Annotated in this window: 21 protein-coding genes; 12 read left to right on the top strand and 9 right to left on the bottom strand. The window is 54.9% G+C overall.

Annotation, left to right across the window (positions count from 1 at the left end; genetic code table 11):
- Nucleotides 1-96: 96 nt before the first annotated feature.
- On the top strand, nucleotides 97-1,314 hold the full coding sequence (sbmA, locus tag FOC35_RS04175) for a peptide antibiotic transporter SbmA (protein WP_172568231.1): 1,218 nt from the start codon (nucleotides 97-99) through the stop codon (nucleotides 1,312-1,314).
- 203 nt (nucleotides 1,315-1,517) lie between these two features.
- On the opposite strand, the gene FOC35_RS04170 is transcribed toward sbmA, so the two are convergent.
- The 4 genes from FOC35_RS04170 to FOC35_RS04155 form a co-directional block, all read right to left on the bottom strand.
- A complete protein-coding gene (locus FOC35_RS04170) occupies nucleotides 1,518-3,056 on the bottom strand; it encodes a DHA2 family efflux MFS transporter permease subunit (RefSeq protein ID WP_172568230.1) in 1,539 nt (512 codons plus the stop codon).
- A 10-nt stretch (nucleotides 3,057-3,066) separates the two neighbouring features.
- The gene (locus tag FOC35_RS04165; protein WP_016535123.1) at nucleotides 3,067-4,245 is read right to left on the bottom strand and encodes an efflux RND transporter periplasmic adaptor subunit; all 1,179 of its coding nucleotides are present in this window, start codon (nucleotides 4,243-4,245) and stop codon (nucleotides 3,067-3,069) included.
- Nucleotides 4,246-4,272: 27 nt separating this feature from the next.
- Nucleotides 4,273-4,728: a MarR family transcriptional regulator gene (locus FOC35_RS04160; RefSeq protein ID WP_016535124.1), complete on the bottom strand. Its 456-nt coding sequence runs from the start codon at nucleotides 4,726-4,728 to the stop codon at nucleotides 4,273-4,275.
- Between the two features lie 86 nt (nucleotides 4,729-4,814).
- Nucleotides 4,815-5,399, bottom strand: coding sequence for a nuclear transport factor 2 family protein (locus tag FOC35_RS04155; RefSeq protein WP_016535125.1), 585 nt, complete (start codon nucleotides 5,397-5,399; stop codon nucleotides 4,815-4,817).
- Between the two features lie 103 nt (nucleotides 5,400-5,502).
- Here FOC35_RS04155 and FOC35_RS04150 point away from each other — a divergent pair, with 103 nt between their 5' ends.
- Nucleotides 5,503-6,387, top strand: a complete 885-nt coding sequence (locus FOC35_RS04150) for a LysR family transcriptional regulator (RefSeq protein ID WP_172568229.1) — start codon at nucleotides 5,503-5,505, stop codon at nucleotides 6,385-6,387.
- 40 nt (nucleotides 6,388-6,427) lie between these two features.
- Complete coding sequence (locus tag FOC35_RS04145) at nucleotides 6,428-7,510, top strand: DUF1615 domain-containing protein (protein WP_172570319.1); 1,083 nt, start codon at nucleotides 6,428-6,430, stop codon at nucleotides 7,508-7,510.
- Nucleotides 7,511-7,550: 40 nt separating this feature from the next.
- On the opposite strand, the gene FOC35_RS04140 is transcribed toward FOC35_RS04145, so the two are convergent.
- The gene (locus FOC35_RS04140) at nucleotides 7,551-7,889 is read right to left on the bottom strand and encodes a DUF2755 family protein (protein WP_172568228.1); all 339 of its coding nucleotides are present in this window, start codon (nucleotides 7,887-7,889) and stop codon (nucleotides 7,551-7,553) included.
- 272 nt (nucleotides 7,890-8,161) lie between these two features.
- Between FOC35_RS04140 and FOC35_RS04135 the strand changes: the two genes are divergently transcribed.
- A complete protein-coding gene (locus FOC35_RS04135) occupies nucleotides 8,162-8,374 on the top strand; it encodes a DUF2754 family protein (protein WP_016535129.1) in 213 nt (70 codons plus the stop codon).
- Between the two features lie 3 nt (nucleotides 8,375-8,377).
- On the opposite strand, the gene ddlA is transcribed toward FOC35_RS04135, so the two are convergent.
- A complete protein-coding gene (ddlA, locus tag FOC35_RS04130) occupies nucleotides 8,378-9,478 on the bottom strand; it encodes a D-alanine--D-alanine ligase (protein WP_172568227.1) in 1,101 nt (366 codons plus the stop codon).
- Nucleotides 9,479-9,698: 220 nt separating this feature from the next.
- On the opposite strand from ddlA, the gene FOC35_RS04125 reads away from it, so the two are divergent.
- The 4 genes from FOC35_RS04125 (at nucleotide 9,699) to FOC35_RS04110 (ending at nucleotide 13,375) form a co-directional block, all read left to right on the top strand.
- Nucleotides 9,699-10,916: a multidrug efflux MFS transporter gene (locus FOC35_RS04125; protein ID WP_172568226.1), complete on the top strand. Its 1,218-nt coding sequence runs from the start codon at nucleotides 9,699-9,701 to the stop codon at nucleotides 10,914-10,916.
- Nucleotides 10,917-11,189: 273 nt separating this feature from the next.
- Complete coding sequence (gene iraP / locus FOC35_RS04120) at nucleotides 11,190-11,450, top strand: anti-adapter protein IraP (RefSeq protein WP_016535133.1); 261 nt, start codon at nucleotides 11,190-11,192, stop codon at nucleotides 11,448-11,450.
- 94 nt (nucleotides 11,451-11,544) lie between these two features.
- The gene (gene phoA / locus FOC35_RS04115) at nucleotides 11,545-12,960 is read left to right on the top strand and encodes an alkaline phosphatase (RefSeq protein WP_172568225.1); all 1,416 of its coding nucleotides are present in this window, start codon (nucleotides 11,545-11,547) and stop codon (nucleotides 12,958-12,960) included.
- Nucleotides 12,961-13,063: 103 nt separating this feature from the next.
- Nucleotides 13,064-13,375, top strand: coding sequence for a PsiF family protein (locus tag FOC35_RS04110; protein ID WP_172568224.1), 312 nt, complete (start codon nucleotides 13,064-13,066; stop codon nucleotides 13,373-13,375).
- A 138-nt stretch (nucleotides 13,376-13,513) separates the two neighbouring features.
- Here FOC35_RS04110 and proC read toward each other — a convergent pair whose 3' ends face one another.
- Nucleotides 13,514-14,323, bottom strand: coding sequence for a pyrroline-5-carboxylate reductase (proC, locus tag FOC35_RS04105; RefSeq protein WP_016535136.1), 810 nt, complete (start codon nucleotides 14,321-14,323; stop codon nucleotides 13,514-13,516).
- A 170-nt stretch (nucleotides 14,324-14,493) separates the two neighbouring features.
- Between proC and FOC35_RS04100 the strand changes: the two genes are divergently transcribed.
- Nucleotides 14,494-14,955: a YaiI/YqxD family protein gene (locus FOC35_RS04100; protein WP_016535137.1), complete on the top strand. Its 462-nt coding sequence runs from the start codon at nucleotides 14,494-14,496 to the stop codon at nucleotides 14,953-14,955.
- Here FOC35_RS04100 and FOC35_RS04095 read toward each other — a convergent pair.
- Nucleotides 14,952-15,692, bottom strand: a complete 741-nt coding sequence (locus tag FOC35_RS04095; RefSeq protein WP_016535138.1) for a DUF2076 domain-containing protein — start codon at nucleotides 15,690-15,692, stop codon at nucleotides 14,952-14,954. The two genes, FOC35_RS04100 and FOC35_RS04095, sit on opposite strands and share 4 nt — an antisense overlap.
- Nucleotides 15,693-16,046: 354 nt before the next feature.
- Here FOC35_RS04095 and aroL point away from each other — a divergent pair, with 354 nt between their 5' ends.
- The 3 genes from aroL (at nucleotide 16,047) to ppnP (ending at nucleotide 17,915) form a co-directional block, all read left to right on the top strand.
- On the top strand, nucleotides 16,047-16,571 hold the full coding sequence (gene aroL, locus FOC35_RS04090) for a shikimate kinase AroL (RefSeq protein ID WP_172568223.1): 525 nt from the start codon (nucleotides 16,047-16,049) through the stop codon (nucleotides 16,569-16,571).
- Nucleotides 16,572-16,862: 291 nt separating this feature from the next.
- Nucleotides 16,863-17,540, top strand: a complete 678-nt coding sequence (locus tag FOC35_RS04085) for an AroM family protein (protein ID WP_172568222.1) — start codon at nucleotides 16,863-16,865, stop codon at nucleotides 17,538-17,540.
- Between the two features lie 81 nt (nucleotides 17,541-17,621).
- Complete coding sequence (gene ppnP / locus FOC35_RS04080; RefSeq protein ID WP_008454495.1) at nucleotides 17,622-17,915, top strand: pyrimidine/purine nucleoside phosphorylase; 294 nt, start codon at nucleotides 17,622-17,624, stop codon at nucleotides 17,913-17,915.
- A 46-nt stretch (nucleotides 17,916-17,961) separates the two neighbouring features.
- Here the strand turns inward: ppnP and rdgC are convergent, their stop codons facing one another.
- Nucleotides 17,962-18,873 (bottom strand): recombination-associated protein RdgC, encoded by a 912-nt coding sequence (gene rdgC / locus FOC35_RS04075; RefSeq protein ID WP_016535141.1) that lies wholly within the window; start codon nucleotides 18,871-18,873, stop codon nucleotides 17,962-17,964.
- Between the last annotated feature and the right edge of the window lie 6 nt (nucleotides 18,874-18,879).

Raw genomic sequence — 18,879 nt, 5'->3', positions numbered from 1 at the left:
TCTCACTCCTTGATACAACATTCTGCAAGCTTTATCGTAGCGCGTTAGCTATAACCAGCAGATATAACAACAAAAAGCCGTATCAGGAGCGTTGTCATGTTTAAATCTTTCTTCCCGTCGCCGAAGCTGTTTTTCCTTTCGGCGGCAATATGGGGACTACTCGCAGTTATTTTCTGGCAGTTCGGCGGCGGCCTGTGGCTGGAAAACCTCGTCGGTGCCAGCCAGCAGATACCCATCAGCGCAGCCCGTTTCTGGACGCTAAAAGCATTTGTTTTTTATGCTTTTTATGCCGTCTGTGTGGGAGCTTTTGCCGGCGTCTGGGCGCTGATAAGCCCGCATCCGTGGCAGCGCTGGTCTATTCTCGGCTCCGCGCTAATCGTCTTCGTGACCTGGTTTATGGTTGAGCTGGGAGTGGCAATTAACGCCTGGTACGCGCCGTTCTTTGACCTTATCCAGACCGCGCTGGCCTCGCCGAATAAAGTTCCGCTGCAAAAATTCTACAGTGAGACAGGCGTGTTTCTGGGTATCGCGCTTATCTATGTCACGGTCGGCGTGCTGAACAGCTTCTTTATCAGCCACTATGTGTTCCGCTGGCGTACCGCGATGAACGACTACTACATGGAAAACTGGCAGAAGCTGCGCCACATTGAAGGGGCGGCCCAGCGTGTTCAGGAAGATACCATGCGCTTTGCTTCCACCCTTGAGGATATGGGCGTGAGCCTGCTGCAATCGGTGATGACCCTGATAGCCTTTCTGCCGATTCTGGTGGCGCTTTCCCCGCATGTTAAAGAGCTGCCTGTTATCGGTGCCGTGCCTTATGGCCTGGTGATTGCGGCTATTGTCTGGTCCCTGATGGGGACCGGTCTGCTGGCGGCGGTGGGGATAAAGCTGCCGGGGTTACAGTTCAATAATCAGAAGGTGGAAGCGGCCTACCGTAAAGAGCTGGTCTATGGCGAAGATGATGCGTCCCGCGCTACGCCGCCAACGGTGGCGGCGCTGTTTGGCGATGTGCGCCATAACTATTTCCGACTCTATTTCCACTACACCTACTTTAACATCGTGCGCATTCTCTACCTGCAGGTGGATAACGTGTTTGGCCTGTTTTTGCTGTTCCCGTCGATTGCCGCAGGGGCGATTACGCTTGGTCTGATGCAGCAGATAACCAACGCCTTCGGCCAGGTTCGAGGTTCGTTCCAGTATCTGATAAGCTCCTGGACCACGCTGGTTGAGCTGATGTCTATCTACAAACGTCTGCGCAGCTTTGAGCGCACATTGCAGGATGTGCCGGTGCCCGGCACCGAAGAAGCCGTCTAGCTAATAGAAAAGGGATGGCGTGATGCCATCCCTTTCAGGCGGGTGACAAACTCTGGGGATAGAAGAAATACCAGACAGCTTGTTAAAAAATTAGGAAAATCAATTCATTGATTTTCGGCTGATAACCACGAAGAGGGAAAAACCACGCTTTTTCCCTCTTCGTCAGCAACCGCATAGGGATGGCGTGATGCCATCCCTTTTTGCTAATGCCCTGCGGCGGGTGGAGCGCCCGGCGCGCCCGCCCGAATAAACGGCGGACGGGCAAACCAAATCACCACAATCAGCGCCATAAACCCCCATCCCAACAGCCAGAAGTAGTCGATGGTCGACATCATATAGGCCTGCTGCTCGATAGTTTTATCCACCACGGCGAGGTGCTGCTGCGTTGCTCCGCCCATCTTATGCAGGTAATCCATAGCCGACGGGTTGTATGCCGACACGCTCTCAGTCAGGGTCGCGTGGTGATAAACCTCGCGGCGCGACCAGATCCACGTCGTCAGGGAGGAGGCAAAAGAGCCGCCCAGCACGCGGAAGAAGGTTGCCAGGCCGGAGCCTTCCGCTACCTCAACGCCGTGCAGATTCGACAGCACGATAGTGGTTATCGGCATAAAGAAGAACGCCACGCCGATACCCATAAACAGCTGTATTTCGGCAATAGTTCGGAAGTCGACATTGGTATTAAACTGCGCGCGCAGCAGGCATGAAGCGCCCATCGTCAGGAACGACAGCGTAGCCAACATGCGCATATCAACCCGGTTGGCGTAACGCCCGACAATCGGCGTCAGCAACAGCGGCAGAACGCCCATCGGCGCGGCGGCAAGCCCGGCCCAGATTGCGGTATAGCCCATCTGGGTTTGCAGCCACTGCGGCAGAATAATATTAATGGCAAAGAATGCCGCGTAGCCGAGCGTCAGCGACAGGGTGCCAATCGCAAAGTTGCGGTCGGCAAACAGCCGCAGGTTAACAATCGGATGGCGCTCGCCCAGCTCCCAAATCACAAACGAGACCAGCGCAATCGCCGAAATCGCCGACATGATGATTATCTCCGGCGAGGAGAACCAGTCGAGATCGTTGCCCTTATCCAGCACCACCTGTAGCAGCCCCACGCCGAGCACCAGCAGGGCGATACCGATGTAATCTATCGGGGCGATAGTCGTGGTCTCTTCGCGTTCACGCAGCTGGCCCCAAACCACCAGTGCGGCAAAAATACCGATCGGCACGTTGATATAGAAAATCCACGGCCATGAGTAGTTATCGGTTATCCAGCCGCCGGTTATTGGCCCGACGATAGGCGCGACTACCGTCACCATCGACAGCAGCGCCAGCGCCATACTTCGCTTGCTCGACGGGAAGATAATCAGCAGCAGCGTCTGGCACATCGGGAACATTGGCCCGGCGAAAAAACCCTGTAACGCACGGAAGATAATCAGCTCGGTCATGCTGTGGGCAAAACCGCACAGGAACGAGGTAAGGGTAAACATCGCCACCGAGCCAACAAACAGTTTGAGCTGCCCGAACCGGCGGGTAAACCAGCCGGTCAGCGGCAGGGCGATAGCGTTACACACCGCAAACGAGGTGATAACCCAGGTGCCCTGGTCGGCGCTGACGCCGAGGTTACCGGCAATCGTCGGCAGCGCCACGTTGGCAATCGTTGAGTCCAGCACCTGCATAAAGGTCGCCAGCGACAGCGCGATGGTGGCCAGCAGCAGGCTGGGGGGCGTAAACGCCGCCTTATCTTGCATAACGTCTCTCTTAGCGGCTGCCGGACGCTACCGGCTGGCTGTTGTCATGGAGGATCTTCGCAACCAGCTGGTCGGCCTGGTCCAGCGCATTTTGATAAACGTCGGTAGTAAAGCGCGGCGTGGCGACGGTTTTTTGCGGCAACAGGTGGCCGTCTGCATTGCGAATATCTACCCGAGCAAACATAGAAAGCCCTACGCGCAGCGGATGTTTCTGCATGTCGTGCGGGTCGAGCGTGATGCGTACCGGCAGGCGCTGAACAATCTTGATCCAGTTACCGCTGGCGTTCTGGGCAGGCAGCAGGGAGAAGGCGCTCCCGGTGCCGATGCCGAGGCTTTCTATGGTGCCCTGGTACTCAACATCATCGCCGTAAAGGTCGGCGGTTAGCGTCACTTTCTGGCCGAGACGCATGGTCTGCATCTGGCTCTCTTTGAAGTTAGCGTCCACCCACACTTGGTCCAGCGGGACGATAGCCAGCAGCGTGGTGCCTGAATCAACCCGCATCCCGAGCTGCACGGCGCGCTTCGCTACAAAGCCGCTAACCGGCGCGACGATGGTGCTGCGTGCATTGTCGAGGAAGCGCTGGCGCAGGGTCGCTACCGCACTTTTAATTTCCGGGTGGCTATCAATCACTGTGTCATCAACCATCGCGAGGTTGGTGCGTAATGCCTGCTGTGCGGCGAGCAAATCGCTCTGGGCGCTGGTTACAGCATCGCGGTAGTGAGACAGATCTTCGGCCGCAATAGCCCCGGTGGCAAAGATTTTCTGGCGGCGAGCATAGTCGCTCTGCGCGGTTTGCAGGGCGACCTGTTTGGCCGCAACCTGGGCGCGATAGTTATCGGCGGTGCTGTACAGGCCGCGCACCTGGCGCACGGTATTGGCGAGATTGGCTTCGGCCTGCTGTAGCGCAATATTGGTATCGCTTGGGTCAAGCAGCACCAGCGGCTGGCCTTTTTCGACGTAATCGCCCTCGTCGACGCTCACCTGGGTGACGGTGCCGCCGATTTGCGGGGTCAGAGTGACCTGGTTGCCGTTGACGTAGGCGTCATCGGTGGTTTCGTAGTAGCGCGCGTACAGCATGTACCACGCCAGACATCCGGCGGCTATCAGCAGCAGGATAATCAGCAAAATAGCGAAGTTGCGCTTACGCTTGCTTGGTGCGCGTTCTGCCTGCTCGGAAGAGGTTTGCATTTTTGTTATGGCCTTAGTCAGGAAAGCTTAAAGGTGGGGCGCGGTAATGTCGTCCGGCAGCATTTTGATCAGAAGCTCGGTCAACTGTTGGGACTCTTCGGGCGTTAGCCGGGTCGTCAGGGCGCCGATGATGGAGTCCAGCGCTTCGTTCTGGAAGCGATCGCAAATCTGCTGCCCTTTGTCGGTCAGTTCGAGGATCACCTGCCGTTTATCTTCGGGATTAATGTTTCGCACGATCAGATCTCGCTTCACCATTCGTTCAAGCATGCGGCTCATCGCGCCGGTATCCATCACCAAATTTTTGCTGACTTCCACCGGGCTGTTAAAGCCTTTGTAGATACTAATCAAAACCTTAAATTGCGCGCTGGTTATCCCCATAGGGGAAAAATATTGGCTGATAAGCTGATCTTTAAACTGGTTAGACAGGTGGATCAGCAGGCCAAGATGGAGTTTAGAAGAGGGAGTACCCGCAGTATTACTCATGATATTTGCCTGGTCAGTAATTACAAATGAAATTACTGACCAGGCATTAAATTGTCAACGTTATGTCAGGATAAGCGCACTTTTTGTCAGTTTGCCAGCCAGGCCCGGGCGGTGTTTTTCATGGCAATTTCCAGCTCTGACCCCTGGGTGGCAAACACACGTTGTACCGGAAAACCTGATTTTTCCAGCAGATAAGCGAGCGGAGCGTAGGCCGCCGGGTAACGTTTAGCGGCTGGTTTATCAATGTCCACCGGGCCAAACGGGAAGTCGAACGAGCCAAAGTCGTAAACCACCTGGCGGCGCAGGATCCGCCAGGCACCGTCGCGTTTTTCCAGCATGTCGTAAAAGCGGTTATGGCAGGTGGCGCCAAATTCCAGCTTGTGGTTCTGGCCAATAATCATGGCGTTGGTTTCTGAAATAGCTTTATTTCGGGCGTTGTTAAAGGTGACAACCGGGGTGCCAATCAGATGTTTAGTGCTGATGTCGGACTTGCCCATGCGCATCGATCCTTTGATAAATTCGCTGGCGAGGCCTTCAAACCAGGTCACTTCGATGGTGCCCTCCGGGTGAAAAAGCTCGGCCAGCTTGTCCCACTGCGAAAGGTCGCGGTACATCCAGCCGTTCATCAAATCGTTGATAGCAAGGCGATCCTGCAAATAGTCACTGTTCATAAAAGGCTCCTGTTAAGGTGAGGAGTCATTGTTGCTCCGCGTTATCGATAAATGAAATATATTGATATGATGATTCAATCATTAGAATTGATGGTTTGGCGCTATGGAATTAAGACATCTTCGCTACTTTGTCACGCTAGCCGAAACCGGGCATTTCGGGCAGGCGGCAGCCCTGCTGCACATCGTTCAGCCCGCGCTGAGTATGCAGATCCGCGCCCTGGAAGAAGAGGTTGGCGGGCCGCTGTTTACGCGCACCAGCCGTAAAGTCGAGCTAACGGAAGCCGGGCAATTACTGTTACCGGAGGCAAGGCGTACGTTAGAGCAGGCCGAACACGGTAAAAATATAGTTCAGCGGGCGTTACGTGGCGAAACCGGGCTGGTCAGAGTCGGCTTTGCGGGCAATGCTGTGGTTTCCGGGCGGCTGATGAACGATGTCCGGGCTTTTCGCCACCGGTGGCCGGAGGTTGAGCTTCAGCTTCATGAAATGTCGCCCCTGGCGCTCGGTGAGGCGCTTAGCCAGCGGGCTATCGACGTGGCCTATACGCCATTAATGGGCAAACTGGGCGAAGATATTAAAGCGGTGAAGATTGCAGAATGGCCGATGATGGTCGCCCTGGCGGAAGATAGCCCGCTGGCGGGCGAAAAACAGATTACGCTTGAGATGCTGGCGCAGGTTCCGCATATCCAGTTCGTCGCGGGCGAAGGGGACGAGGCCCTGGAGCAGGTTCGTGAAAAGTGGCGCGCAGAACTGCCGCAGCCGCTGTATCAGGCCCAAAGCACGCTTGGCGTTCTGGCTATGGTTGCCTCCGGGTTTGGCATCGCGCTGCTGCCTCACTCTTTTACCCACATTGCTATTCCGCACCTGGTTTATCAGCCAATTTCCGATCGGCGGCTGATGGCAGAGTTGCTATTGTTAAGCCGCCGGGATGAAACCCAGGGAGCCGTGCTCGCCTGGACTCGTCTCGCCCAGAATAATAATCACGACTAAACGCTATGAGGATGGCAATTTGAACAGGCAGCATGGATTGATGGCGCTCTCTCTGGGCGCTCTGTTGGTACTTAGCGGCTGTACAACAAAAAGCAGTTCACCCGCGTCAACGACAACGGCAGCGGCAAAACCGGTTGATATCGAAACCGTTACGCTGCGGAAAATTCCGCAGGGCGTTAAAGACAGAGTCGAGCTGGCTAAAGATCTGCTGACCACGCTTAAGAGCCAGAACATTGAACCGACGGAGGAGAATGTCTGCTCCGTGCTGGCCATTGCTTTGCAGGAGTCCAACCTGCAGGCTGACCCGGCCGTGCCGGGGCTGAATAAAATTGCGTGGAAAGAGATAGACCGCAGGGCGGAGAAAATGCATGTCCCGCCGCTGCTGGTTCATACCGCGCTGCGTATTAATTCTCCCAACGGTAAAAGCTACAGCGAGCGTCTGGACAAGGTAAAAACCGAAGGCCAGCTGAGCGCTATTTTTGACGACTTCCTTACCATAGTGCCGATGGGCCAGAAGCTGTTTGGCAGCTTTAATCCGGTGCGAACCGGCGGCACGATGCAGGTTAGCGTCGCCTTTGCCGAGAAGCACACCGACGGCTATCCGTGGAAAATGGAAGGCTCGGTGCGCCAGGAAGTCTTCACCCGCCGCGGCGGGCTGTGGTTTGGCACTTACCATCTGCTGAATTATCCGGCCAATTACACGAAGCCGATTTATCGTTTCGCGGATTATAACGCGGGCTGGTACGCAAGCCGCAACGCCGCCTTCCAGAGCGCCGTCAGCCGCGCCACCGGCACAAAGCTGGCGCTGGACGGCGACCTTATTCTCTACACCAGCGACCAGGCGAGCAGCACCGAGCTTGCGGTACGCAAACTGGCGAAACAGCTGGATATGAGCAATAGCGAAATCCGCCGCGCGCTGCAAAAAGGGGACAGCATCGGCTTTGAAAAAACCAGCCTGTATAAGCAGGTATTTGCTATAGCGGAGAAGAAAGCGGGCCAGCCGCTAGCGCGAGAAGTGCTGCCGGGTATCACGCTCGAAAGTCCGAAAATCACCCGCAATTTAACTACCGCCTGGTTTGCTAAGCGGGTGGACGACCGGCGAGCGAGCTGTATGCAGCGTTAGTCCTCTCAGGCGGGAGCGGGCAGCGCTTCCGCCTCAGGATTTAATAAAACCAGAGGGGATGGCGACGCTGGCGCAGGCGCAGCACAAGGGCAATAACACCAAGCGTTAACGCGCCCAGCAGGAATGGGATCAGGCCAAATAGGGTGCTTACCGCCAGCCCCATTTCGATGCGCGGGCGGGCTGCGTCGTTGCTTTGCGCGAGGTATTCAAGCACGCCGGGTGCCTGGACTATCAGGTTCAGTATCTGGGTTGCCACCCAGAAGCAAAACAGCACAAACAACGTATAGGCAACGTTGCCCAACGCGGATGTTTCTGTTTTGGTTGTCGTTATCATCCGGGGTACCGGAACAACGGCTTTCGACAATGTGATATCAGCCATCATGACCTCCCGTAAAATCGCCATGCTAATCAGGCGCGTGACTGCCCGTAGCGCAAATTTTGGCAGGTCAGGGGAGTTGTCAATATCAGATTGCTGGTAATTTTGCGGGCAGAATCCTCCTGGATTTGCATTTTTTGCTCAACTTCACATTTTTGTAACTTAAATGAAATTTCATTAACATTGTGCTAATTATGCGCCCGGCAACAGGCAGTTTCCCGGCCGTCGATATGCGACAATGCCGTCTGGTTTATCTCTGATGATATGAGGCTGACATGTTGACCCTGAAAATGCGTCGCGACTGGCACTATTACGCGGTGGCGATTGGCCTTATCTTTATTCTGAACGGCGTGCTTGGCCTGCTGGGGCTGGAAACGAAAGGCTGGCAAAACTATGCGGTGGGGCTGGTAACGTGGGTAATTTGCTTCTGGCTTGCGGGATTTATTATCCGCCGCCCCCGCGAAGAGTCGGAAACGGCGGAACCCTAAACACTACGAGGTGATTGAGCTTTTCAGAGCGCAATCCTGCTGGTGGCGTTCAAGAGCCAGTTCGATCAGGCGGGTGATCAGCTCCTGGTAGCCAAGCCCGCTGGCCTGCCAGAGTTTTGGATACATGCTGATGTTGGTAAAGCCCGGCAGCGTGTTGATCTCGTTGATGATAACTTTGTTATCTTCGGTCAGGAACACGTCAACGCGCGCCATACCGCTGCACTCGAGCGCCTGGTAAGCGCGAACGGCAATTTTGCGGATCTTGTCGTTCACTTCGGCTTCAAGCGCCGCCGGAACCACGACCTGGGCTGCTTGCTCGTCGATGTATTTGGTATCGTAGGAGTAGAACTCGCTGTTGACTACGATCTCGCCGCAGGTGCTGGCCTGCGGGTAATCATTACCCAGCACCGCGCACTCGATTTCACGCCCCTTAATCCCGGTTTCAACCACCACTTTATGGTCAAACTCGAAGGCTAACGCCACCGCAGCATGATATTGCTCTTCATTGCTGGCCTTGCTGACGCCGACGGAAGAACCCTGGTTTGCCGGTTTGACAAACAGCGGTAAGCCGAGCTGCTTTTCAACTTCTGCGAAGCTGATTTTGCCGCGGTTAGCGCGGGTCAGGGTGATAAACGGCGCTACGTTCAGACCGGCGTCGCGCAGCAGGCGCTTGGCTACGTCTTTGTCCATGCTGACCGCAGAGCCGAGCACGGCGGAGCCGACAAACGGCAGATTTGCCACGCGCAGCATGCCCTGCAAAGAACCGTCTTCGCCCAGCGTGCCGTGCACAATCGGGAAAATAACGTCAATCTGGGAAAGCTGCTCTGCGCTGCTGGTTTCAATCAGCTGGTGTTCGGTCTGGCCGGGAACCAGCGCGACATTTTTCTCGGAGCGATTCAGGGCGATAAGCGCCGGGTTATTGGCGTTCAGCAGATAGCTGGACGCGTCGTTGATATGCCATTGCCCCTGCTTATCAATGCCCAACAACACCACGTCAAATTTCGACTTATCAATGGCGTCGACGATGTTTTTTGCCGACTGCAGCGACACCTCGTGTTCTGCTGATTTCCCCCCAAACACGATACCAACCCGCAGTTTTGCCATGCCTTTAATCCACCCATAAACTTTACGAAGGCGGACAACATACCATGCTCATAACGGGGATTCATGTGGTTCCTGCATCCGCGGGGGATATGTGAGTTGGTAAGCAATCATTTCTATATCGTAATGGCGATTCCAGGGTGCTGACGGCGATATTCGTTAGTGTGATAAGCTTTATTCAAATCGTTCTATTCTGGTTGCATCCCCTTTGAAAAAACGCGCTATGGAATCCTGGAAGGTTAACCTCATTTCGGTCTGGTTCGGCTGTTTCTTTACCGGCCTTGCGATTAGCCAGATTTTGCCCTTTCTGCCGCTCTACGTAGAGCAGCTCGGCGTTAGCTCCCATGAGGCGCTGTCCATGTGGTCGGGGCTGACCTTTAGCGTGACGTTTCTGGTTTCCGCCATTGTTTCTCCGATGTGGGGCAGCCTTGCCGACCGCAAAGGGCGAAAGTTGATGCTGCTGCGCGCCTCCTTCGGCATGGCGGTTGCTATCCTGCTTCAGGCTTTTGCCACCAACGTCTGGCAGCTTTTCCTGCTGCGCGCGGTGATGGGGCTGACCTCCGGCTATATTCCTAATGCCATGGCGCTGGTGGCTTCTCAGGTGCCGCGCGAGCGCAGCGGCTGGGCCATAAGCACTTTATCTACCGGGCAGATTAGCGGCGTGATAGTCGGCCCGCTGCTCGGGGGGTTTATGGCGGACCATCTGGGCTTGAGGCCGGTATTTTTTGCCACCGCCGGGCTGCTGATGGTGAGTTTCCTGGTCACTCTGCTACTCATAAAAGAGGGGCCGCGCCCGAAGATTAGCAAAGCCGATCGCCTGAGCGGCAAAGAGGTGTTCGCCACGCTGCCTTATCCGTGGCTGATTTTCAGCCTGTTTTTGACGACCCTGGTTATTCAGCTGTGCAACGGCTCGATAGGCCCGATCCTTGCCCTGTTTATTAAGCAACTTTCACCAGAAAGCACCAATATCGCCTTTATGAGCGGCTTTATTGCCGCCCTGCCTGGGATTTCTGCGCTGTTTGCCGCCCCAAGACTCGGCAAACTGGGCGACAGAATCGGCACCGAGCGTATTTTGATGGCGACCCTCGCGTGCGCCGTGGTGTTATTCCTGGCAATGTCCTTTGTGACCTCGCCGTTCCAGTTGGGAATATTGCGTTTTCTGCTGGGCTTTGCCGACGGTGCGATGCTCCCGGCGGTGCAAACTCTGCTGCTGAAATATTGCAGCGACCAGGTAACCGGGCGCATCTTCGGTTATAACCAGTCGTTTATGTATCTGGGCAACGTGGCGGGGCCTTTAATGGGGGCCGGAGTCTCGGCAATGGCCGGTTTTCGTTACGTTTTTGCCGCAACCGCGCTGGTTGTTTTAATCAACATCTGGCAGCTGGCGGTGGCTTTGAAACGAAAAAAACTCCGTCAAAAAGAGCTGGAGCGACAAATTTAAAACGGATTTTTTTTGCCCGGCGGCAATATTAATGAGTGGAACATGGAGAATAATTCCCACTTATTATTGTTCGCCGGATGGCAGGTTTTTTAGCGAATAATATTCCATTATTCTTTTTTTGTTACGCAAAAAAAATGCATCCGCGATTATTAGCAGACTGAATCGTTTTAATATCGCCTTTATTTGCTATTACGCACATATTTAACGCGGCATATTGCTCTCAGGTGGATCTGAGTGTTAACGTCATGTCTTAACCCCGCAGGGACTGAGAAAATGAAAAATCTTATTGCAGAGTTATTGGTTAAACTCGCTGAGAAGGAAGAGGAATCAAAAGAACTGGTGGCTCAGGTAGAGGCGCTGGAAATAGTCGTTACGGCGCTGCTGAGGCGGCTCGAGCAGGGGGAGCGCCAGCAGCTGGTCGACAGCATTGAAGGGGCGTTAGATGATGCATCCCCAAAGACCGTAGTGCCATTTCAGGATACCGAATTACTTCGTCAATATTTAAAAAAACTGCTTATTCACCCACGTAGTTGAATCAAATTTCTCTGTCATATTAATGTCATAAGCTATTTTTATACTCGCTCTGTTTTTATTTTGTATTCAGTAGTTACTACATGGAGAAAATAAAGTGAAACAGAGCGTAATTATCGCCAGCCTGCTGCCTTTGCTGCTTGCCAGCACCCCTTCGCACTCACAAGAAAATTTAGCCCCTCTGGATAATCGTGCCGCGCAGGGAGATTTAACCCAGCCGGGCGGCGCACGCCGTATTACTGGCGATCAAACGGAAGCTATTCGCGCCTCGTTAAACAATAAAACGGCGAAGAACGTTATTCTGCTGATCGGCGACGGAATGGGCGACTCCGAAATTACCGCTGCCAGAAACTATGCCGAAGGCGCGGGCGGCTTCTTCCGCGGAATTGATGCCCTGCCGCTTACCGGGCAATACACCCATTATTCTTTAGACAAGAAAACGAAAAAACCGGATTACGTGACCGACTCTGCCGCCTCCGCTACCGCGTGGACCACCGGCGTGAAAACCTATAACGGCGCGCTGGGCGTGGACGTAAACGGCAAAGATCACGTCACCATTCTTGAACTGGCTAAAGCCGCCGGTAAAGCCACCGGCAACGTGTCTACCGCAGAAATTCAGGACGCCACCCCTGCAGCGCTTGTGTCGCACGTTACCGGGCGTAAATGCTACGGCCCGAGCGCGACCGGCGAGAAATGCGCGACTAATGCGCTGGAAAACGGCGGCAAAGGCTCGATAAGCGAACAATTGCTTAACGCCCGCGCCGACGTCACGCTCGGCGGCGGGGCTAAGACCTTCAGCGAAGTAGCGAAGGCGGGCGAATGGAGCGGTAAAACGCTGCGCGAACAGGCCGATATTCGTGGTTACCATTGGGTCGATAATGCTTCGGGCCTGGCGGCCGTAACCGAGGCAAACCAGAGCAAACCCCTGATCGGCATGTTTGCGGACGGCAATATGCCTGTACGCTGGGAAGGGCCGAAGGCCAGCTATCACGGCAATATTGACCAACCGGTGGTAACTTGTACCGCAAACCCGAAACGCGATGCCAGCGTGCCAACCCTGGCGCAGATGACCGAAAAAGCCATCGATCTGCTGAAAGGCAACGAGAAAGGCTTCTTCCTGCAGGTTGAGGGTGCATCGATAGACAAGCAGGATCACGCGGCGAATCCTTGCGGCCAGATTGGCGAGACGGTCGATCTCGACGAAGCGGTGCAGAAAGCGCTGGAGTTTGCCCGTAAAGACGGCAACACCCTGGTTGTCGTTACCGCCGATCACGCACATTCCAGCCAGATTGTAGCACCGGACACCAAAGCTCCGGGGCTGACGCAGGCTCTGAATACCAAAGACGGCTCTGTCATGGTGATTAGCTACGGCAACTCCGAAGGCGAATCTCAGGAGCATACCGGCACCCAGCTGCGCGTGGCGGCCTATGGCCCGCATGCGGCAAACGTTGTGGGGCTCACCGACCAGACCGACCTGTTCTACACCATGAAGGCGGCGATGGCGCTGGAGTAAAGTGGGGAGTGGGCTAAAAAATAAGAAAAAATGCGGCGCAGGAGTCGCATTTTTTTTGCCTTAGAGCCAGGCTTGAAGCGTCACAATAAAAAAGGAATAAGCTATGAAATATTCATTATTAGCGGTGTTACTGGTAGGGCTGGTTGGGGCAGCAACGGCGGCGGAGAAAACCATGACGCCTCAGCAGCAGCGAATGACCAGCTGTAATCAACAGGCGGCAACGCAGTCCCTGAAAGGGGATCAGCGTAAGAGCTATATGAGTAGCTGCCTGAAGGGCGAACAGCCGGCAGCGGCGGGCAAAACGCTGACGCCACAGCAGCAAAAAATGAAGGATTGTAATGCCGATGCCGCGAAGCAATCGCTGAAGGGCGACGCCAGAAAAACCTTTATGAGCACCTGTCTGAAGAAAAAATAAGTCGTTTTAAAGAACCCTCACCCCGGCCCTCTCCCTGCGAGGGAGAGGGAGAAAAGAGGGATGGGGAGAGGGTTGCTACTCGATCCAATCCCCTCTCCCCTGTGGGGAGAGGGTCAGGGTGAGGGGGTATCTACAAAATCAGGACTTCCCGAGCAATTCCGACTTCGCCATGCATTTCACCATTGCTTCCATCACGGCGGCGCGGAAGCCTTTCTCTTCCAGCACTTTCACCGCTTCAATCGTGGTGCCGCCCGGCGAGCACACCATATCCTTCAGCTCACCCGGATGCTTGCCGGTTTCCAGCACCATCTTCGCGGAGCCCATTACCGCCTGGGCCGCAAACTGGTAGGCCTGCTTGCGCGGCATACCGCCAAGTACCGCCGCATCTGCCATCGCTTCGATAAACATAAATACATACGCCGGAGCGGAGCCGCTCACGCCGACCACCGGGTGGATCATTGCTTCGCTGACCACTTCCGCCTGGCCGAAGCTGCGGAAAATGCTTACCGCATCGGCAATATCTTCAGGCGTGACCAGCGCGTTTGGCGTTACGGAAGTCATGCCCGCATTAACCAGCGCCGGCGTGTTTGGCATGGCGCGGATTATCTTGCGATCGTGGCCGAGCACTTTAGCCAGCGTATCCAGGGTGATGCCCGCGGCAATAGAGATAATCACCGTGTCTTTATTCAGGCTGGAATTCACTTCGCTCAGAACTTTCAGCATGATGTTTGGCTTCACCGCGCCAAAGACGATATCCGCTATCTGGGCAACTTCCTGAGCGCTTTCGGCGGCGTTAATTCCGTACTCTTCGCACAGCGCCTGAACCTTGTCCGGAGAAGGGGTGTAAATCCAGATATTACCGGCCGGAACCAGGCCGCTGGAAATCAAGCCGCCGAGGATAGCCTTCCCCATATTGCCGCAGCCAATAAAACCAATTTTCTTATCCATAGCGTTACTCCATGGTTATTTGTTTCGTTATCTTATGCTTATAGCTTAACGCGCTTTCCGGCACTTAGGCTATGTTTGCGCTTAAACGGCTCCGCAGGCGCAGATAAACTTTGCCATTCTGCAAAAGCACGGCAAAATTGCCCCCATTCCCGCGACAGTCAGGAGCAACAATGCAAATTTGGGTGGATGCCGATGCGTGTCCGAAGGTAATCAAAGAAGTCCTTTTTCGCGCCGCCGATCGCGCTCAGGTGATGGTGACGCTGGTTGCCAATCAGGGATTAAAAACGCCGCCGTCACGCTTTATTCGCAGCCTGCAGGTGGCCTCGGGCTTTGACGTTGCGGATAACGAAATTGTTCGCCGCTGTGAGAAAAACGACCTGGTTATCACCGCGGATATTCCGCTGGCGGCCGACGTGCTGGAGAAAGGGGCGATTGCGCTGAACCCGCGCGGCGAGCTTTATACACCCGCGACTATTCGTGAGCGCCTGACGATGCGTGATTTTATGGATACGCTGCGCGCCAGCGGCGTGCAAACCGGCGGCCCGGATAGCCTGAACCAGCGCGACCGCCAGCAGTTTGCCAACGAGCTTGAAAAATGGCTGCTGAGGGTCGCGCGGGCGCAGAAGTCTTAAATAAAGCTGTCGTCGTCGTCGCCGTAATCGTCACCGCCAAAATCATCGTTACCGAAATCAGCGTAGTCGTTAGCGTTATCCTGAGGCTGGCTCAGGAACTGCCTGTCATTGACCTGGCTGTAGTCGTTGACGGAATCAAATGAGCTATTGTCGAAAGACGGAGCCGGTTCGTTGATGATGTTGACTATCTCTTCCGGCTGGCTGCGGTGGAACATGCTGGTCAGCATTTCTGCCACCACTACGCCGCCCGCAACGCCTGCTGCCGTTTGTAACGCTCCGGACAGGAAACCGCCGCCCGCGCGTGGTGCGCTGGCCGGTGCGGCCTGAGGCGCGCCGTAACCCGCTGGTGCCGCGTTTGCTCCATATCCGGCATTACCCTGCGGGGCCGAAGAAGCATAATTCTGGCTGCCGGGAATAGGATCGGACCCGCGTGAGCTGTTGCTGTTGCCGCCGCCGAACAGCCCGGCCAGGAAACCACCGCTGCTTTGCTGCTGGCGAGACTTTTGCTCGAGCTCGGCTACCTGGGCTTCCAGCGCCTGAATTTTACCGTTCAGCTGCTTCATTGCCGCTTCCTGGATAAGGATCGTCTGCGCCATATAGTACGCGGCCCCAGGCTGCTGGCTGAGGTGCTGCGCAATCCGCTGTTCTGCGGCCGCATCGCGAGTGGAACTTTGGCTTTCGGCCTGTTTCAGGCGGTCAAAAAGCCCGTCGATAAGACGCTGCTCTTCAGATTGCATGGCTCATACCTCTGTCATAATGAAGACCCGGGATTCAGTGTTGCTCAAATCGGGCGTCGCTTAAACGCCTTAATCGTAAAGCTAACCATAAATGTGTTACCGAATCTCAGATTAAGGGTTGTCATTGGCCTGGCGTTTAAAGTATTGTGGCGCTGTTGGCGGGTGGCGGCTTTAGTTTACACTTGTTGAAGTTTGATTCAGGCCGTTATAGCTGGTTTTTTTGCTGAAGCCCTTTGCTGATTGTAATTAAATGTTTACACTATTTTCTCGTACTAGTTTGATGATATCATCGCTATCCGTTCCTGCTTTTGTCCCGTCTGGCCATCAGGTCAGCGCTTCCGAGGATTATCTCTGATGACTCAACCCCTATTCTTAGTCGGCGCTCGCGGCTGTGGTAAGACGACCGTCGGTCAGGCACTGGCGAGGACGCTGGGTTATGAATTTGTGGATACCGACAGCTTCCTGCTGACCAGCACCGGAAAAAGCGTGGCTGAGATAGTCGCCGAAGAGGGCTGGCCGGGCTTTCGCGCCCGCGAGTCCGAAGCGTTACAGCAGGTAACGGCTCCTGCAACCGTGGTGGCAACCGGCGGCGGCATGGTGCTGGCCGAAAATAATCGCCAGTTTATGCAGGAAAACGGCATTGCCATCTGGCTGCATGCCCCGGCGCAAATCCTGGCCTCGCGCCTGAACGAATCGCCGGAAGAAGGGCAGCGCCCGACGCTTACCGGTAAAGGCGTGACCGATGAAATTGTTGACGTCCTGGCCGCCCGGGAAGGGCTCTATCGCGAGGTTGCACACCATATTGTCGATGCTACCCGCACGCCGGACGCGGTAGTCGAAGCTATCCTCAACGCGCTGCAAATGGCTCGCGCCAGTTAGCCTATACTTAACGCAAATCCCCACCCAAAAGACCGACAGTAAGTGGGGTTATCTTGCTCTTGTCCCTGCTGAAATGCGCTTTGTTTTTCGATAGACAGAGCTTTTATCTGTTTAATTTCTTTAAAATATATTCAGCTAAAAATGTTACCAGGTGGTTGATGATTTGTTAAGGGTCCTGGCGGTATGCTGCGCGATGACGAGCAAAAAACCACGACCCCGGCGAGTTGTCTCATTAAGGATGTGTATCGGCGCAATGGAGAGGGCAGATTCTGAGTAATTGCGGAGCGAAGCATGAGACCAACTGTAGCCATTCTCACTATCGGCAGCGTGTCCGTAAGTGAAGTCCTTCCCTTCCTGACCGAACATATTTCTGAGCAACAAATTACCCATGTTAGCCTGCTGGGCGAGTTGTCTCGCGAAGAGGTTCAGCGGCTTTATTCACCTGCGCCGGGAGAAGCGTCTCTGCTGACGCTACTGGCGGATAACACTCTTACCCACGTCGGCCGCGACAAAATCTCCATCGCCATGCAGTGCATCATCGAGCAGCTGGATAACCAGGGCTACGAAGTCATTCTGTTAATGAGCACCATGCCTCTACTCGGATTAAGCGCTCGTAACGCCATTTTGCTGGAGCCGGACAGGATAATCCCGCCGCTGGTCGCCTCGATTGTTGATGGCCACCAGGTGGGGATTATTTTGCCGATGCCCGAGTTGATTAAGTTTCAGGAGCAGAAGTGGCGCAAGCTAAGCAACCCGCCGCACTACGCCCTGGCTAACCCAATCCACGGCGGCGACGAAGAGCTACTGGAGGCGGGGCGCAAACTGATGGCGGAAGGGGCGAATGTTCTGGTGCTGGACTGCCTCGGGTTCCACCAAAAACACCGCGATTTACTGCAAAAGCAGCTCAATGTCCCGGTGTTATTGTCCAACGTGCTGGTGGCCAGGCTGGCGGCAGAACTGCTTACCTGAGAGGATTTAACAATTTACGTGACAGGCCCGAGAGTTCACCTCTATAGTGGATTTTTCACTATATCGATAAAGGGCCAGTCCATGCTTCAGAGTAATGAATACTTCTCCGGTAAAGTAAAATCCATTGGTTTTACCAGCAGCAGCACCGGCCGTGCCAGCGTTGGCGTGATGGCGGAGGGGGAGTACACCTTCGGGACCGCTCAGCCGGAAGAGATGACCGTGGTTAGCGGGGCATTGCACGTCCTGCTGCCGGGAGAAACAGAGTGGAAAACCTACGCGGCGGGTGAAGTGTTTAACGTGCCTGGACACAGCGAGTTCCACCTGCAGGTTGCAGAGCCGACCTCTTATCTTTGCCGTTATCTGGCCGATAAATAATTGCGTTTTTTCCCCTCTCTGCGCGTCGCCAGAGAGGGGAAAAGCATTAACGCTGTGCTTCGCCGCCCAGCGCTTCTACCAGGTTGTTGATAAGCGCGGCTAATTCGCCGGTCATCAAAATAAAGTCGGCGTCAAAACGTCCGCCAAAATCTTCCCGCTCGATATCGTCGTTCTGCTCGCGCAGCGTGTCGGCAAACTTCAGGCGTTTAATCGAACCGTCGTCTGCCAGCACAAACTGAATGCGTTCCTGCCAGTCCAGCGCCAGTTTGGTGACCACTTTGCCGGTTTCAATATGCGCGGCGATTTCGTCACACACCAGCTCCTGCTGCTTGCAGCGGATCACGCCGCCGCCTTCGAGAATCGCTTTCAGCTCGGCTTCGTCCATCAGCGCGAAACCGGCCGGCACATCCCCAGAACGCACCCATTCGGTCAGCGTCAGCTCAATTGGATTTTCCAGAGCCAGCGGAACCACCGGCAGCGAACCCAGGCTTTTACGCAGCAGGGCGAGAGTATCTTCGGCTTTTTTCGCGCTGGCGCAGTCGACCATAATCAGGCCGTTTACCGTGTCTATCCACATCATTGTCTGGCTGAAGCGGCTGAAAGCGCGAGGCAGCAGGGAGTGCAGCACTTCGTCTTTCAGGGAGTCTTTCTCGGTCTTTTTCAGCTTACGTGCCTGCTCCGCTTCGAGCTTATTGATTTTGGCTTCCAGAGCCTGTTTGATAACCGGAGCCGGCAGAATTTTTTCTTCTTTACGGGCGCAAATCACAATCTGGCCGTTGGCAACATGGGTTAATGCATCGCTGTGCGAGCCCATCGGCGACACCCAGCCGGTTTTTGCCATGTCCTGGCTGCCACAAGGGGTGAAGGTGAAGGCGGCTAACTGTTTTTCCATTGCATCCGCCGTCAGCGTGATGTCACGGCTTAGACGGTAAACCATTAAATTTTTAAACCACAGCATGATTCT

This window comes from Cedecea sp. FDAARGOS_727, assembly GCF_012273235.1.
GTDB lineage: Bacteria > Pseudomonadota > Gammaproteobacteria > Enterobacterales > Enterobacteriaceae > Cedecea > Cedecea davisae.
This window is presented reverse-complemented; position numbering and strand designations above follow the sequence as displayed.